Source organism: Sphingobium tyrosinilyticum (assembly GCF_042654265.1).
Lineage (GTDB): Bacteria > Pseudomonadota > Alphaproteobacteria > Sphingomonadales > Sphingomonadaceae > Sphingobium > Sphingobium tyrosinilyticum.
Genome location: NZ_JBHSFZ010000062.1, coordinates 1 through 17,322 on the forward strand (window position 1 = coordinate 1; position 17,322 = coordinate 17,322).

Here is a 17,322-nt window from a genome sequence, read left to right on the forward strand (position 1 = left end):
AGATGGAGCTGCACCCATGCCCACATCGTGAACCTCAAACCGCAAAGTGGGGAATTTTACTTTGCCCGTTCTGGGGAAAATTACTGTGCCGTTGACACTCGTCGCACATGATCGATGCAGCGCCGTCGCCGCGCGGGGCTCAGAAGTTTCCCCGCGCCGCCTCCTGCAATATCAGCTTGTCCAAGGTGAGGTCCGAGATCGCCCGGCGGAGCCGCTGGTTCTCCTTCTCCAGATCTTTCATCCGCCGCGCCTGGTCGGTCTTCAAGCCGCCATATTCCCAGCGCCAGCTAATGGGATGGACGGCTCTCCCACCCCGGAGCACTGTTGTGTAACCGAACTTGGAAGGAGAGAAGCGATGACCATAGCCCGTCTTATTCATCAGGCTGGACATGAAGGGTTGGCGGGAGTGGCCTAAGCGCTTGGCTTGCTGTAGGAAATTGGATGTCTAGACCAACCTGCAGCGAGGCAAAAAATGCCACAGGCCACTCCCGCCAAGAGCCACGATAGCGCGGCGGTGATTTCGTTTCCAGCAGTGTCGCGCAAGAAAGTGGCAGGGGCATTCGATGGAGGGCGATTGACCTCGGACGGTGGTGTTCTGCTGCTGGCTCAGGCCGAGCGTGCAATGGGTGTCTGCCGGCAACTCGCGGCCTGCATTGCCGACCCGCGCGATCCTTCGCGGGTCACCCATAAGCTTGATGATATCCTGCGGGCGCGGATCCTGGCGATCGCCTGCGGCTACGAAGACGCTAACGACCTTGATGCCCTGCGCGACGATCCTGGCTTTCGCCTGGCGCTGGGCAAGCTGCCGGATTCAGGCGCGGGTCTGGCGAGCCAACCGACAATGAGCAGGTGGGAGAATGCGCCGACGACGCGCCAATTGGCGCGGATGATGGTCGCGATGGTTCGCATCTATTGCGCCAGCTACCCCGAACCGCCCAAGGTAGTGACGCTGGATATCGATGATACCTGCGACGTCGTGCACGGCTATCAGCAGCTGTCGTTCTGGAACGGCCACCACGGCGAGCGCTGCTTCCTGCCGATCCAGGTCTATGACACGGCAACGGGGCGACCCGTTGCCATGCTGCTGCGTACCGGCAAGACGCCGTCGGGTGCGGAGGCTGCAGAGCACATCCGTCGCCTTATTCGGCATATCCGTCGGCATTGGCCCCAAACGCACATCACCATCCGCGGCGATGGGCATTATGGCCGGCCAGAGGTCATGGCCTTTTGTGAGGCGCACGGTATCGACTATGTCTTTGGCCTTCCCACCAATGCCGCCCTGCGCGCTAACCCTGAGATCGTCGCCGCCGCCGATGCCTGCGCGGTCAAGCGTGCCGAGAAACAGCGCGTGGTCCTGCGTAGCTATGCCGAGATCCGCTATGGGGCGAAAAGCTGGAAATGCGAGCGCCGCGTCGTCGCCCGGATTGAAGCCAGCACCCTGGGCATGGATATCCGTTACTTCGTCACTTCCCTGGCAGAGGGCTCCGCCGAACATATCTACGACAGCCTTTATTGCGCCCGGGGCCAGGCCGAAAACCTGATCAAGCGGCACAAGAGCCAGCTCAGCAGCGATCGCACCTCGTGCCGATCGGCCAACGCCAACCAGATGCGGCTCATTCTGCACACCGCTGCCTACTGGTTGATGTGGCGCATCCAGCAGGCTGTCCCCAAAGCAGCAGCCATTGCCAATGCCGAGTTCGCCACCCTGCGCCTGCGGCTTCTCAAGGTCGCCGCCCGCGTGATCGAAACTGCAACCCGAATCCGCGTCGCCTTCGCATCCGCCTGTCCCGACGCCAACACGTTCCGAACCGTCGCCGCCGCGCTCAGGACCGCACCCACCTAGACCATGCGGGCATGCCGCTGAATCGTACCCCGTCCTTCAATCTCGCAAACCTCTCGAACATCCGCGGTGAAAAAGACGCAGCGCGATCACTCGTCCTGATCACCAAGCAGATGACTCCTGAACCCGGCGATCGGCGGAACGGACATCGTCACGAATAAGACGGGCTAGCCGTCTCGCGGGATGACGACTGGAGCGGTTGGATCGCCTTCTTCCTGCGCGGCATCATCGCCCAGGCCGAAGCCAACACGCAGAAGGCGCAGGCGATTTTGGCGCTGCATCAGGAGAAGCGCGATTGGGTGGTTGAAATCACCCATTCCCAATATGCGGTGCGCGCGCTCGACTGGATTTTCCAGCGCCCGCTGTTCAAGACGCCGGATTTCATCGAATCTGTGCAGATCCCGGCCGCCACGGCCCGGAAGATCATTCGCGCGCTGCGCGACCACGGTATGCTACGCGAGCTGGTGCCAGCATCCGGCCGCGCGCCAGCCACCCTAGTGTTTCCCGAGCTGCTTAATATCGCCGAAGGCCGGCAAGCTTTTTGAGCCCCTAACCCAGTTTCGCCATCAGCCGCCCGGCCGCCCCCTGCTCGGCGGCGAGGTTGCGATTATAGGCGAGCGGCATGCGCGGGCTTTTCCAGCGCAGCGCGTCCATGATCCCGGCGAGCTCCTCGCCGCTGACGAACAGGTCCTGGTTCAATCCCACCCGCGTCGAATGGGCGCTGATCCCCTGGAGCAGGTGCGCGAGGTCCTCCGCCGTCAGATCCGGCAGCGCGCCGCGGGCGAACGCGCGGCGGATGATCGCGCGCCAGAGCGGCCCGATCGAGCCGGGATGCAGGGGAGCCATCCCCACATCATAGTCGATGCGCGCCGGCTGTGCCGGAATGCCGTCGCTCCGGCGCCAGGCCCATCTGCCGTCCGCGTCCATCCGGCCGACCGGCTCCCCTGGCACCGCTGGGCGCGCGCGGATCCGGCGCACCTGCACGCGCCGGAACAGCGGGCCTTCGCGGATATCGGCCGCCTGTACCCAGGCGGCGATCGCGCGGACGCTGCGCGGGCTGAGGAAGGCCGTCGCCCCCTCGCCTTCCGGGTCGCTTTTGGTCCGCGGGATGCCGAGCAGCCGCGCCTCGGGGTCGGTCGCGTCAAGAATGTGCTCGACCTGGATCGCCACCAGCTCGGAGGCGCGCAGCCCGCTATCATAGGCGGTGGACAACAGCGCCTTGTCGCGCAGCTCGGGCAGGGTGTCGGCGCAGCTGTCGAGCAGCGCGCGGATATTGAGCCCGCGCGGCGCCTCGGCGGCGACGTCGCGGACCGGCCCCTTGAAGCGCAGCGGCCGCGCCTGGGCTTGCGCGCTGCCCTGCGCCCGTTTGATCGCGCGCAGCGTGAGCTTGACCAGTTCGGCTTGGGTCGGATCCTTGAGGTCGAGCAGCTGGTGGAGCTTGGCGATCGAGGCCTTGTAGCGGCTGAGCGAGGCCGGCTTTGCCCCCTGCCCGGCGCGCGCGTTGCAATAGTCGGCTACCACTTGCGGTGTAGCCGGTAGCGCGATCCGGCCGGTATGGCGGCACCAGAGGTCGAACGCCTCGAGGTCCGATTTCAGCGCGCGGATCGAGTGCGGCGAACTGGCGGCGTGATAGGCGGCAAAAAGATTGTCGTCGAGGCTGATCCGCTCGCCGGCGCGCATCTGCGTCACGGCCAAGGCGAGATCGCTTGGCGCCAGGGCCACCGACCGGTCCCGCTCGGCCTCATGCGGGTGCCTGTCCCTGTCCATAACGCGCGCGCTCCTCGGCGGCGCTTGTAGCGTGCCCCAGAAAAGCCGTCAAATCGGCTTCTGTGATAACTGCACTTACCACGAGTGACGAAAGCCGGCGCTCATAGAAGACTTTCTGTATTCGTTCATCAGTACGAACTAATCTTCATAGCCGGGCATGGTGCTGCGGCCCTGAGAGGTCTGTATCACAACTTCGTTCTCTTTTACAGCTTTGCCCCTGCGGCCCTCAAGGATTCCTTGACGCGGGTGATGGCCATTTCGAGCGGCTCCGTCTCGCCCAAAAGGATGAAGCTGCCGTTGAGCGCGAAGGTGCAATGGCCATGGACCGTGGCGACTAGTGAGCGCGCCAGGCGCGGCGCAAGATCCTTGGCTTTGCGTGGAAGGACAGCGGTTACTTCGCGGACGACGACTTCGGTGAGGCCCGCGCGCTGCCGGGCATAGTCTTCCGGCATCGGGACGCCAAGCGGCAGGCGATGATCGTAAATCGCCATCCAGATGTGGAGATTGTCCCGGGCGAAGTCGAAATAGCCTTCAACCAGCGCGGCGATGCGGTCCTCCGGGTTGTCAGACAGGCGGGCCTCCAGAAACTCGGCCCAAAGATCGAAGGTGCGCGTGTTGATTGCAACAATCAGTCGGTCGTAGCTGCCGAACACATTATAGAGCGTACCGACTGAATAGCCGATACGCTTGGCCACCTCCCGCGAGGAGAAATGAGCAAAGCCCACCTCCGCCATGTGGCGGTGGCCCTGCGCAACGATCATCTCGGCAAGTTCTTCGCGGCTATGGTCTGAGCGTCTTCCCATCGTTCAAAAAGATAATAAAGGAATTGAACGATGTCTAATAAATTTATTGAACAGCGTCTAATTTTACGTTAGCGACGGTTTAGATCGTCGGGCTTCAGGGGTGCGACTCATGTTTGTGACGCTCATTTTGCTGGTTTTCGGAGTGTTGCTGCTCGACATGCGCAAGCGGCTGAAGGTGGCGGAAACGCGGCTGGCGGCGCTGGAAGGGGATCCCATCCTTGCCCGTCATCCCCGCGAGCCGCAGGGCGATGCAAGCCAGAGCGGGGACCCGTCTCCTGCGCGTTCCGTTTTGGGTGAACTGCCGGAGATGGATCAGCCTACGCCCAACTCGGCTTCCCCCTTTTTTGGAAATGATGCCGGGGAGAGAGTGGTGCCGCCTGCGCGGGTGGTAGCGCGGAGGATAGAAAGTGTCGAAGCCCCGCCCCCTGCCGAACAGGTGGAAGCAGCCCCGCGCGTTGAACCTGCAAAAGACGCCTCCCCTCCCCCGATCGAAGCCGCCCGGCCGTCCTTTGGCTTTGAAGAGATGTTCGGGCGGCGTTTGCCGATCTGGGCCGGCGGGGGGACGCTGACGGTGGCGGGGGTGCTGCTGGTCAAATATTCGATCGATGTAGGATTGCTCTCGCCGCTGGTGCGGGTCGTGCTTGGGCTGCTGTTCGGCGGGGCTTTGATCAGTGCGGCGGAAATCGCGCTGCGGCAGGAGGAGCGGGTGCGCGATGGAAGGGTGCGACAGGCGCTCGCAGGGGCTGGGCTGGCAACGCTCTATTTCAGCATATTGGCGGCGCATGGGCTCTATGGGCTGGTGGGTCCGGTGACGGCTTTTGCGGGACTGGCGGGCGTAACGGCGCTGGCCATGGGGCTGTCGTTGCGCTTTGGGGCGCCGAGTGCGTTGCTGGGGTTGGTCGGCGGTCTCGCAGCGCCCGCGCTGGTCGAGGCAGGGCAGCCCAATGTGCCGCTGCTTAGCTTCTATCTGGCGCTTGCGGTCGGAGGCCTCTCTGCTTTGTCGCGAACCCAGCGGTGGATGTGGCTGGGCGTCAGCGCGCTGATCGGCGGCGCGGGTTGGGGCGTTGCGCTGCTCGCCATGGGGGTGCTGGATTGGGCGTCTTCACTGTCGGTCGGGTTGCTGGTGCTGACGCTGGGCGTGGCCCTGCCCTTCTTCGCCTTTAGAGGCGCGCGGGCTACGGTTTTGCGCATCGGCGCGGCTGTGGTTGCCGCGGCGCAGATGGCGGCACTGGTGGCGACCGGCGGCTTTGCGTTGCTGCATTGGGGCCTATTCGGGCTGCTCTCCATCGCGCTGGTCTGGCTGGGACGTGAGGCGAGCTTGCGGCCGCTAGCGGCGGTCGGGATGGGCGTCGCGCTGATGCTGGCAGGGGTTTGGCCTGATCCGCAGATAGGGCGGTTCGCGCTGGTCTTAGCTGGCGGCGGCGCGATTTATGGTGGTGCGGCGCTCTGGCGGCTGTTGTGCGCGGGCGGCGGGCTGATCGAGGCGGGTCAGGTCGCAGGGCTGGCACTCGCTGGCTTTGCGGTAGCCTTCCTGCATTTTTACCGTGCGGGGCTGGATCAGACTTTTGCCGGGTTGGCGCTGGGAGCGGCGGTTTTGCCCGCGGGGGCTCTGGTGTCGGGATGGCGAAGGCCGCGAGACGATGCGCGCTTTGTGACGCTGGCGACGGCGGCGGGGCTGCTGCTGGTCGTGGCCGGGGCGTTGGGGCTGCCGGGCTGGGCTTTCGCGGCGGTCATCGCGGCCGTGGCGGCTGGCTTGCTGACGCTGGGGGAGAAAGCCGGGGACCGGCGGGTGGAATATAGCGGCTGGGGCTTTGCTTTCGCCGCGCTGGTGGCTGTGGCGGGGTCGGATGATGTCGTGCGGCTGTGGGGCGAGGGGGCGGCGGGCATGCCGCTGCGCTGGATCGCGGTTGCGGCGACGGCGGGACTGTTCGCTTGGCGGGCGACATTTGCGGAAGGGCGTATGGTGGCGCAGGGCGTGGCGGTGCTGCTGGCTTATGGGGCAATGACGCAGGTCGTGCCATCGATCTGGGTGCCGGTGGGAGCCGCTCTGCTGCTCGCTTTGGTGGCGGAGGGCGCGCGGCGGTTGCAAGCTGGGCGGATGTTGGCCGGGCTCGGAGTGGCGGCGGCGCTTGTAGGGCTCTGGGCACTGTGGCCGCTCGCCATCTGGCTTGTCCATGCGCTTTTCTCGCTGCTGGGCGAACCGGTTATGGTGCGGGATTTGCCCGCGCTGGGCGAGAGCGTGCGGCGGTTGGCGGTGCCGGCCGGGCTGCTCGGAGTGGCCTTGTGGCGCGCCGGGGCTGTTTTGGGACCCTGGGAGAGGCGCGTGGGCTGGGGGCTGGCTGGGATGCTTGGCGTAGTCGCTGCGCACGTCGCTTATAAGCAAGTTTTCGGGCTGGCGAATGTGGCGGACGTGACGCGCCTAGCTTTTGCAGAGCGGACGGTTTGGCAGGGATTGCTGATTGGCGCCGGCTTAGGGCTTTGGCGGGTTGGCCGGAAGGTCGCGATGCCTTTGACTGCGGCGGGATTGGCGCATCTGCTGATCTACACGATGCTGCTGCATAACCCGCTGTGGTTCCCCCAGACGGTGGGCGCCTGGCCTGTGATGAATCTGTTGCTTCCCGCTTCTGCCTTGGCTTTTGGGGCGCTCTGGCTGATCGAAAAGATGGGGCCGGAATGGAGCTGGACGCGGCGGCCTGTCGACATGGCGCGGATGGTGCTGATGGCGCTATTTGCGCTGGCAACCTTGCGGCAAATGTTCGTGGGGTCGATGTTGACGGTGCCCGGCCTCAGCCAGGCAGAAGACATATTGCGTTCCGTCTTGGCTCTCGGGATGGCGATCGGGTTCCTCCTCTGGGGTATCCATCGGCGGGCGAAGGATTGGCGTATGGCATCCCTGCTGCTGATGCTGGTGGCGGTAGCCAAAGTGTTCCTGCTGGACGCGTCGGGGCTTTCCGGGCTGCTCCGGGTCGGGTCGTTCCTGGCGCTGGGCTTCAGCCTGATCGGTATCGGCTGGCTCTATAATCGCGTACTGCGCGAGCCGCTTAATGACTCAACCAGAATTGCCGCATAATGCGTGAAGGACGGGGGTAAGAAGATGTCCGCACCTGATCTGTCTTTGCTGGGTAAACGCCGTTTCGCGCCGCTATTCGTGGTGCAGTTTCTAGGTGCGTTCAACGACAATCTGTTGAAGTTCGCGCTGCTGTTCCTCGCCAATTTCGGCCTCTATCGCGCCGAACCGGACAAAGCGGAGATGCTGGCGACCATCGCCACGGGCCTGTTCATCCTACCCTATTTCCTCTTTTCCGCGCTGGCCGGGCAGCTCGCCGATGCGTGGGATAAGGCGAAGCTGGTGCGCGCGGTCAAGGCGGCGGAGGTCGTCATCATGAGCCTTGCCGTCACCGGATTTTGGTTGCAGTCCGTGCCGCTGCTGCTGTCCTGCCTGTTCCTGATGGGGCTGCATTCGACTATCTTCGGGCCGGTCAAATTCTCAATCCTGCCGCAGCATCTTGCGCCGCATGAGATTATGGGCGGAACCGGGCTGATCGAGGCGGGCACCTTCCTCGCGATCTTGAGCGGACAGTTGCTGGCGGGTGTCATTCCGCCGTGGGAAGCCGGCCTGGTGGCGGTGGGCATCGCAACCTTCGGCTTTTTCGTCAGCCTCACCGTGCCGTCCGCGCCGACCGTGGTGCCGGGCCTGCGGATCGAGCGCAATGTCTTCAAAAGCACCTGGCATATCCTGAAGGCCGCGCGGCATGGACGAGGCGTGTGGCTGTCGATCCTCGGCATCAGCTGGTTCTTCGCCGTGGGCGCAGTGCTGCTGGCCGAATTCGCGCCGCTGGTGAGCGGGGTGTTGAAGGCCAAGCAGGAGGTTGCGACCTTATTCCTGCTGATTTTCTCTGTCAGCGTGGCGCTAGGGTCGATGCTGGTAAACCGGCTGCTGGGCGGGCAGGTGTCCGCGCGCTTCGTGCCAGTGTCGGCGCTGGTTCTGGCCGGGTGCATGATCGATTTATGGCTGTCGACCAGTGGCTATGTGCCGGTGCATCGGGGTTCAGGGATTGCGGAGTTCGTCGGCTCGCCGGGGAGCGTGCGGATCATGCTCGATCTGGTTGGCATCGCCTTTGCCGGCGGCATGTTCATCGTGCCCCTTTATGCCATTCTCCAGACGCATAGCCCGCGTGAGGAGCGGTCCCGGACCATTGCAGCCAACAATATTGTCAATGCGGCGACCACCGTGGCGGTCGTGAGCGTCGTCACTGCGATGCTGGCGCGGGGCGAAAACGTGCCGGGCGTGATCGGAGTGATGGGCTTTGCGACTTTGGTGGTGGCGCTGATTTCCTGCTGGCTGCTGCCCGAGACGGTGATCAAGGCTATCGTGCGCGGCCTGCTGCGGCTCTGTTATCGGGTCGAGGTGCTGGGGTCCGAGAATATGCCCGCCGCTGGCGGACCGGCCGTGGTGGTCGTGAACCATGTCTCCTTCCTCGACGGGCTGCTGCTGGCCGCTTTCCTGCCGGGCAAGCCGACCTTCGCCGTCCATACGCGCATCGCCCGGGCCTGGTGGATAAAGCCCTTCCTGCCGCTGTTCGATGCCTTTCCGGTCGATCCCACCAACCCGCTGTCGGCCAAGGCGATGGTGAAGGCAGTGCGCGAGGGGCGGACCCTGGTGATCTTCCCGGAAGGGCGGATCACCGTCACGGGCGCGCTGATGAAAGTGTTCGACGGCCCCGGCATGGTCGCGGACAAGGCCGATGCGCCGATCATCCCGGTGCGGATCGACGGGGCGCAGTTCACACCCTTTTCGCGGCTGAAGGGCAAGGTCAGGCTGCGGCGTTTTCCCAAGATCACGCTCACCGTGCTGCCGCCGCGCCGCTTCACCATAGAAGGTGAGATGACGGCGCGGGCGCGGCGCGCGATTGCCGGGCGGCGGCTCTATGACCAAATGAGCCAGATGATGTTCGCTACCTCGGACACGGATCGCACCTTGTTCGAGGCGCTGCTGGAGGCGCAGCATATCCATGGGCGAGGCTCGGCCGTCGTTGAGGATGTGAAGCGCGAGCCCTTAAGTTACGGGCGGTTGGTGACGGGCGCGCTGGTGTTGGGCCGAGCCCTCAACCGTTCGACCAAGCCGCGCGAGGTGGTCGGCGTGCTGATGCCAAATGTGGCGGGAGTGGCTGTGGCCTTCTTCGCATTGCAGGCGGGTGGGCGCGTGCCTGCCATGTTGAACTTCACTGCCGGGCTAGCGAACCTGAAGGCCGCCTGCACCGCCGCGCAGGTCAGGACGATCATCACCGCGCGGGCCTTCGTCGATCAGGGGAAGCTGAGCGATGTCGTGGCGGGACTCGAGGCCGAGGGGATTGGCTTCCTCTGGCTGGAGGATGTGGCGGCGGGGATTGGCGCCGGGGCGAAGCTGCGCGGCCTCGTCGCGAGCCGCTTTGCCGGGCGGGTGCACAAAAGGCTGAAAGTTTCGCCTGAAGATGCTGCGGTCATTCTCTTCACAAGCGGGTCGGAAGGGCTGCCAAAGGGGGTGGTGCTGACCCATCGCAACCTCTTGTCCAACTGCCGCCAGCTTGCGGCGCGGATCGATTTCAATTCGGCCGATGTGGTGCTGAATGCCCTGCCGGTGTTCCACAGTTTCGGGCTGACGGGGGGCACGCTGCTGCCGATCTTCCATGGGGTGAAGACCTTGCTTTACCCCAGCCCACTCCATTACCGGATCGTGCCCGCGCTCGCCTATGACGCCAATGCCACGATCCTGTTCGGGACGGACACTTTCCTCTCGGGCTATGCGCGGATGGCGCATGGCTATGACTTTTACTCGCTACGCTACATCTTTGCCGGCGCCGAGCGAGTGCGGGACGAGACGCGGAAAATCTATGCCGAGAAATTCGGGCTGCGCATCCTAGAGGGCTATGGCGCAACGGAAGCCGGGCCGGTGATCGCAGTCAATACGCCGATGCATTTCCGCGCCGGGTCGGTCGGACGGCTGCTACCGGCGATCGAGGCGCGGCTGGACGATGTGCCGGGGATCAGCGAGGGTGGGCGGCTCTCGATCCGGGGGCCGAATATCATGGCAGGCTATATGAAGGCCGATGCGCCCGGCGTGCTGCAACCGCCGGAGGGGGGCTGGCACGACACTGGCGACATCGTAACTCTCGACGATCAGGGCTTCGTGACTATCCGGGGTCGGGCGAAGCGATTTGCCAAGATCGGGGGCGAGATGGTTTCGCTGCCCGCCGTAGAGGGCTATGCCTCGGCGCTGTGGCCGGAGGCGGAGCATGCGGTAGTGACGCGGCCCGATGCGCGCAAGGGCGAGCAGTTGGTGCTGTTCACGACTGCAAAGGATGCCAAGGCGGCGGCGCTGGTGGCGTGGGGAAAGATCAATGGCGTAACGGAGTTGGCCCTGCCACGCGAGATCCGAATACTGGACGCGTTGCCACTGCTGGGAACGGGGAAGATCGACTATGCGCTCATCACGCAGTTCGCGATGGCATAACTACAATCTGCGTATTGCGGCCATGTACCGCGATAGTGAACGAACGGCAAAATCTGGAATAGAATTTTCAAACTAATCGTCTGCAAAGGTTCCGGCGATGGCGTCAGGTCCGGTGCAGGTCCAGAAAGATGCCGTGCCCAATATCTGCATCCTCAATGCGGGTGATGACAGCTTGCAAGAATGCCATGACCGGTCTATATATGATCGGTGAGAATTTAATCTACTTCATTTGCAACAGAGCAGTGTCGTGTTTCGGATTATCGACACGAAACTATTAATGAACGGCAGATTATTTACTCTGGCTATATGCGCGATGGCGTTTGCGCGACCGCCCCGGTCAATCCGACAGTGGCTGCAATTACCGGAGTGTGCTGCGGGTGAGATCGTGCAGCAACCCAGCGCCGGGCGACAACAGCACGAAACCCTATGTGGCAGTGTTCACATCGCGAGAAAACCGGATCGTCAGCGAGTTGCGCGTTCCGGCTTCCCAACATCCTAAGCCGCGATAGAGCCTGCGTCAAAGCAGATGCGGCGTCAAAATTCAGGGGTTGCTGAGGCTATTCAATGGCCTCAGCAACTTAATATCCCTCAATATTCGAAGGATAATTCGAGTCCATAGGTGCGCGGGTCACCAAAGATCGCACTTGGCAAGCCGCCATTGAAGTGGGCGATATAATATTCCTTGTCGGTCAGATTTTTGCCAAAGGCCGAAAGGCGCCAGTTGCCAAAGCCCACCGGAATATCTGAGAGCGTGAGACGGGCGTTCAGCAGGCCATAGTCTCCAATCACATAGCGTGGATCGGCCGTGGAAGTCGAAGCTTTGCTCTTTATAAAATAGTCGATATTTGCTGTGAGGACGCCGATTGTTGTTTCCGGAAAACGATATTCAAGAGACGTCGTCAGTGTATGCTTCGGCGCTTCTACAAAGGTATAGCGGAATGTGATGTCGTTGCCTGACTGATCAAGGATCTCCTGGAACTGAGCGTCGAGATACGCATAGTTGACCGATAGCGTCAGGGCATCGATCGGCTTGGCGATCACATCCAGTTCAAAGCCTTGGATTCGAGCCTTCCCCGCGTTGAACACATCGGTGATCGCTACGTTCGACGGATCGGATTGGATGTTGGTTTGAATATCCCTGTAGTTTGACCGGAACAAGGCGAGATTGGTTTGCAAATGATTGTCGAGCCAGCTCGACTTTATACCCAGTTCGAATGAAGCCAGGGTTTCGGGTCCAAAGCCGTCATTGAAGCGCGCGACGCTACTGGCCCGGATATTATAGCCACCGGTCTTATAGCCCCGCGCATATTTCGCGTAGATGTTGATCTGGGCATTGGCGCTGTAGCCTATCACGAAACTGGGGCTAAGGTTCGAGAAGTGATTGTTTCCCATGCCGTGAGGTAGAACGGTTGGAGAACCGGTTGCCGGCACGATGCTTTGGTCGAGCGTTGCCTCGCGCTCGTCACGAGACCAGCGTAGGCCTCCAGTCAGGTAAAGCCCCTCCGCAAAAGCCGGACGAAAGGTTGCTTGGCCATAGAGCGCATAGGCGCGGTTGTGGATCGTAGCGACACGATCCATGCGAGGACGGCCGGTGATCGCCGAATAATCAGCGCTTTCTCCATTTTCGTCGAAATAATAAGCACCAAGTACATAGTCGAGCCGACGGTCAAGAGCGGAACCGACGAGCTGCACTTCTTCGCTCCACTGGTCCTGCTTTTGGTCGAAGCCGGTTAGGATCAAAGGGAACGGCCCTACCACGCCGGTCAGATAATTTTGATTGGTGATGCTGGACAATTTCCGGTAGCCGGTGAGCGACTTCAACGTCACGTCGTCAGCCACTTCCCAGCTGATCGTAAGATTATGACCTTGCGAGGTCGCGTCGTTCGGCATGAGGTTGCGCACCAAGGGAGAGCCTGCCGTCGGCCGATCCGCCATGCGCGGGTAGAAAGGCGCCGCGACCATGAAGACAGGCGTGTCGTTGATGTCGGAACGATCATAGGTGTAGCGCAACTGCAGCGCATCTGTCGGCTGCCACAATATTGCCGCGCGATAGGCATCGCGCCGCTGATCGCCCCAGCGCGCGACGCCCGTGCCGGAATTATCGACGATGATGTTTCGTACTATTCAGCGTATGACGAGGTTGATCGGAGTGCCCGTCAGATCGAGCGCGTTGAAAATCTGATGCAGCACTCGCGAGCCTTCGCCGGAGAGTGCGCCCGCTTTCACCAGCGCTTCGACCGATTGGCTGCCGGAAACGAGATCACCCAAGGCGCTGCGGCCCAGTTTCACGATAGGCGCTACCCCAGCTTGGCCCCGGTGGAATTTCAAGGTGCTGTTTCGCAGTTCGAGCAGCCATGGCTCGCCTTCACCATCGACGACCAGCGTGACGGCCCGGTCAGCAGCACCCGCCCGCTTGGGATCGACCTTGTAACGGATCTGCTCAAGCATCAGGGCGACTGGCATTTTCCGGATATTATCGGGGTTCATGTAACGCGCGGTCAGGCCCGCCTGCTGGAGCTTTCCTTCCAGTTCAAGCGCACCCATGAGGTAGAAGCCGCGGCGATTGCTGTTATAGGTGGCATAGCCCAGCTTCCGGAAAGCGGCCGCCTTCAGGCGGCGCGCCTCCATATCCTGATGGGCGATCGCGATCAGCAGCGTGGCAAGTTCCGCCGCCCATTGCGCGTCGCCCTGTGTGAACGCGCGCTCCGCCGCGGCGAGCACAGGCGCACGACCGCCCATCAGCGCTACTTCGCGGCGGGCGCGCTCAACACGCGGCGTGGGCGCTAGGTCGGTCGCATCGCCGGAGAACCAGCTGATATAACCGACATAATAGCTGCGCGCGGCATCTGCTGCGGCGCCATAATATTCAGTCGTATAGGGCTCTGAACGCAGCCATTCGGGCAGCGGTCCCAACGCATCAGGCAGTTCATTTTGCGTAATGCCCTTGTTGATCAGCCGGATCGTCTGGTCATGCGTATATTGGATTACGTCCTCATAGCGCGTCAGCAGAGCCTTGATCTGCGCCGCTCCCTCAACGACAGGGCCGTGCATCGGCACCATCCAGGCAGCGTTATAGCGCTCCATCCGGCGCAGTGCCTCGATCCAGCGATTGGCATCGCGCATTTTGGTGCCGCCCATCGAGTGGAGATTGGGGAAAGTCGGGCCCTGCACCTCGTCGCCTGAGATCAGCACCTGATGGTCGGGAAGCCATGCCGCGATGTGCGAGGCCGCTTCGCCGCCGGTGTGAAACAGGTGCAGCTTCACCCCAGCGATTTCGATATCCCGCGCGCCATCCACATCCACGAATTGGGTGGGCGGAATATAAGCGGATTCATTCTTTCCCGGTTTGTTCAGCCCGCCGCAGCAGCCGACATGGAAATCTTCGGCTTCTTTTCCAGCCAAGCTGAAGCCGTACATATAGGCGGCGCGGGTCGCCACGATGGGCAGCGTCGCAATGCCTTCATCCGAAAGCTCCTTCAGGAAATTGGCTGCGGCGAAGATCGGGACCTTGCCATTGGCGACATCGGCTGGCGGGACGAACACGGCCGCGCCATTCACATGATCCGGATGATGGTGGGTATAAATAATGGCCTTAATTGGCTTGGTCGAGATCTGCGCTCTTATCTTCGCCAGGGCTGCCGTCGCGACATCGCGGTTCATGCCGGTATCAAGGACGATCAAGCCGTCGCTGCCTTCGACAACGACGATGTTCATGCCCTGAAATTCGATCTGCCAAACCGGCGTCTTCCCCACATGAGTGACGCGTTCCTGAAAGAGCTGAGCGTGCGCCGTGTAATTGGAGGGCGCCGCAAAAGGCACATTTAGGTCGGGAGCATGAGCCAAAGCCGGGGCGGACGCGCCCATCAGCAGAAGTGCGGTCAGATAGCGCACCATTCTCTCCTACATGATTTTGTTCGTTGCCGGCGCTTGTAGTGTACGAAACTCTTCCGTACAAGATGCTAAAGGACACGGAGTGGAAGAGTGATGCGAAAAGGGTCTGCCCCCTATTATCTAGCTGGGTTTCTCGCACTTATGCTCGGGAGCGCTGCGCCGCTAGCGGCGCAGACCGTGCTGCCGCGAGCGCCCGAACCCTTCGGGGGAGCAATCGGGCAGACCTATGCCGATTCGACCGCCGCCTTTCCCAAGCCCGTCACGGCGCCTGCGGGCGCGCCCAATGTGCTGCTGATCCTGACGGACGATGTTGGGTTCGGCGCGGCTTCTACTTTCGGAGGGCCGATCCCGACGCCCAATCTTGATCGGCTGGCGGCGCGCGGCCTTGTCTATAACCGCTTCCACACCACCGCCATGTGTTCGCCCACGCGCGCCGCGCTGCTGACCGGGCGAAATCATCATGCTGTGGGCAACGGCATCGTCGCCAATTTATCGACGGGCTTCCCCGGCTATTCCAATATATTGCCGAAAACCGCCGCGACGATGGCGGAAGTGCTGCGCCAAAATGGCTACAATACCGCGATGGTCGGCAAGCATCATAATGCGCCCGAAGCCGACGTCTCGCCCGCCGGACCCTTCGACATGTGGCCGACCGGACTAGGCTTTGAACATTTCTATGGTTTCATGTCAGCGGAGACCAATCAATTCTCGCCGGCTCTTTATCGCGGCACCACCCCCATCGATACGCTGAAGGAAGGAGTGCTCGACAAGGCGCTTGCCGATGAGGCCATTCAATGGATCCACAACCAGAAAGCAGCCGCGCCCGACAAGCCTTTCTTCCTTTATTATGCCACCGGCTCAGCGCATGCGCCGTTACAGGCGCCGGCGGATTGGATCGCCAAGTTCAAGGGCCATTTCGACAAGGGATGGGACGCGGTGCGTACACAGACCGTAAGCCGCCAGAAACGGCTCGGCATCATTCCCTCCGGCACCAAGGACACGCAGCGGCCGGAGGGCTTGGCGGCGTGGGGCGCACTCACGCTGGACCAGCGCCGGATCAATGCGCGCTTCATGGAAGTCTATGCAGCGATGCTCGCCTATCAGGACGCGCAGATCGGCCGGGTCCTCGATGAACTCGATCGGATGGGTGAGAGCGGCAACACGCTCGTCATGTTCATCGAAGGCGATAATGGCGCTGCCGCCGAAGGGGGCGACAATGGCAGTTCCAACCCGATGTCCGCCTTTGCCAATGCCATGCAGGAGGATGACAAGGCGCTGCTCGCCAATCTGGACAAGATCGGCGGCCCTGATGCGGTCGGCAATTGGGGCTATGGCTGGGCCTGGGCCACGAACGCACCGTTCCGCTGGTTCAAGCAATATGCCTCCCACCTCGGCGGTACGCGCAATGGACTGGTCGTGTCCTGGCCCGACCAGATCAAGGCACGCGGCGTCCGTTCCCAATTCACCCATGTCATCGACGTGATGCCGACGATTTTGGAAGCGACTGGCCTTAAGGCTCCCGACAGTGTCAATGGCGTCGCACAACAGCGGATCGACGGCGTCAGTTTCGCCTACAGCTTCGCCGCGCCCAAGGCGCCCGAGCGGCATGACACCCAATATTTCGAGATGATGGGCAACCACGCCATCTATCATCAGGGCTGGCTGGCCAGCACCACGCCGGTGAACCTGCCATGGAAACGCGGCGACGGGTCGGTTCTGCCGAACCAGTATAAGTGGGAGCTATACGACCTGCGCAAGGACTTTTCCCAAGCGCACGATCTGGCGGCCACGCAGGGCGCGAAGTTGAAGGAGATGCAGGCACTCTTCCGGAAAGAGGCGGAGCGAAACCAGGTTTTCCCACTTGACGACCGGATGACGCTTGCCAGGTTCCAGGCGGCCGAAAGCCAGCGGCCGCATCGCTCGACCTACAGCTATTGGGGAGCGGGCATCAGCATCCCATCGGTCAATGCCGCTCCGCTGCTGGCGCGCAGTTTCCGTATCACTGCCGATATCGAGGTGGCGAAGGAGCCCGCGACTGGCGTCCTGGTTGCGCTGGGGAGCAAGTTTGGCGGTTGGAGCTTCTATCTGAAAGAGGGCCGGCCCGTCGCCCTGATGGCGGCATCGCAACTCACTGGCGACGAGTCGCAGGTCGCGGCGACGCAACCGATCGCATCGGGACGCAGTCGCATGGTCTTTGACTTCCACTATGACGGAGGCGTGAACGCCGGAGGCGAAATGATCATCTCTGTCAATGGCGACAAGATTGCGCAGGGCCGCATTAGGCGGACCATCTCTAAGCTGCCGGAGATGAGTGACACGTTGGACATCGGTTTTGATGCCGACACGCCGGTCACTTCCGATTATGGGGATGAAGGCCATTTCCCTGGCCGGATCGGAAAGGTCGATATATCGGTCGGCAAGCCTGGCGCTGCTGGCAAAGCGCCCTGAGAAGCCGGGTCCCGATGTTTGCGGTCGCGGGCCGCAGGCATTGGGAGGTGCTTTTCGGCTTTACCCGTTGACGTCGCACCCCG

Annotated in this window: 9 protein-coding genes and 1 pseudogene; 5 read left to right on the plus strand and 5 right to left on the minus strand. The window is 62.3% G+C overall.

Annotated features, from left to right (window positions below; genetic code table 11):
- Window positions 1-98: 98 nt before the first annotated feature.
- Window positions 99-286 (minus strand): annotated as a pseudogene (locus ACFO3E_RS17155) (IS3 family transposase); the annotation flags it as partial.
- A gap of 186 nt (window positions 287-472) precedes the next feature.
- Between ACFO3E_RS17155 and ACFO3E_RS17160 the strand changes: the two are divergent.
- Together ACFO3E_RS17160 and ACFO3E_RS17165 are read left to right on the plus strand one after the other, a co-directional pair.
- On the plus strand, window positions 473-1,843 hold the full coding sequence (locus ACFO3E_RS17160) for an IS1380 family transposase (protein WP_380806659.1): 1,371 nt from the start codon (window positions 473-475) through the stop codon (window positions 1,841-1,843).
- A gap of 266 nt (window positions 1,844-2,109) precedes the next feature.
- The gene (locus tag ACFO3E_RS17165) at window positions 2,110-2,385 is read left to right on the plus strand and encodes a hypothetical protein (protein WP_380806661.1); all 276 of its coding nucleotides are present in this window, start codon (window positions 2,110-2,112) and stop codon (window positions 2,383-2,385) included.
- Between the two features lie 4 nt (window positions 2,386-2,389).
- Here ACFO3E_RS17165 and ACFO3E_RS17170 read toward each other — a convergent pair whose 3' ends face one another.
- Together ACFO3E_RS17170 and ACFO3E_RS17175 are read right to left on the minus strand one after the other, a co-directional pair.
- The gene (locus ACFO3E_RS17170) at window positions 2,390-3,607 is read right to left on the minus strand and encodes a site-specific integrase (RefSeq protein ID WP_380806663.1); all 1,218 of its coding nucleotides are present in this window, start codon (window positions 3,605-3,607) and stop codon (window positions 2,390-2,392) included.
- A gap of 203 nt (window positions 3,608-3,810) precedes the next feature.
- Window positions 3,811-4,410, minus strand: coding sequence for a TetR/AcrR family transcriptional regulator (locus ACFO3E_RS17175; RefSeq protein ID WP_380806665.1), 600 nt, complete (start codon window positions 4,408-4,410; stop codon window positions 3,811-3,813).
- A gap of 109 nt (window positions 4,411-4,519) precedes the next feature.
- Between ACFO3E_RS17175 and ACFO3E_RS17180 the strand changes: the two genes are divergently transcribed.
- Both ACFO3E_RS17180 and ACFO3E_RS17185 read left to right on the plus strand, forming a co-directional pair.
- Complete coding sequence (locus tag ACFO3E_RS17180; RefSeq protein ID WP_380806667.1) at window positions 4,520-7,480, plus strand: DUF2339 domain-containing protein; 2,961 nt, start codon at window positions 4,520-4,522, stop codon at window positions 7,478-7,480.
- Between the two features lie 24 nt (window positions 7,481-7,504).
- Entirely contained in the window at window positions 7,505-10,900 is a 3,396-nt protein-coding gene (locus ACFO3E_RS17185; protein ID WP_380806669.1) for an acyl-[ACP]--phospholipid O-acyltransferase, read from the plus strand.
- A gap of 588 nt (window positions 10,901-11,488) precedes the next feature.
- Here the strand turns inward: ACFO3E_RS17185 and ACFO3E_RS17190 are convergent.
- Window positions 11,489-12,937, minus strand: a complete 1,449-nt coding sequence (locus ACFO3E_RS17190) for a TonB-dependent receptor (protein WP_380806672.1) — start codon at window positions 12,935-12,937, stop codon at window positions 11,489-11,491.
- A gap of 87 nt (window positions 12,938-13,024) precedes the next feature.
- Window positions 13,025-14,794: an alkyl sulfatase dimerization domain-containing protein gene (locus ACFO3E_RS17195; RefSeq protein WP_380806674.1), complete on the minus strand. Its 1,770-nt coding sequence runs from the start codon at window positions 14,792-14,794 to the stop codon at window positions 13,025-13,027.
- A gap of 90 nt (window positions 14,795-14,884) precedes the next feature.
- On the opposite strand from ACFO3E_RS17195, the gene ACFO3E_RS17200 reads away from it, so the two are divergent.
- Complete coding sequence (locus ACFO3E_RS17200; RefSeq protein WP_380806677.1) at window positions 14,885-17,239, plus strand: arylsulfatase; 2,355 nt, start codon at window positions 14,885-14,887, stop codon at window positions 17,237-17,239.
- The last annotated feature ends 83 nt before the right edge of the window (window positions 17,240-17,322 follow it).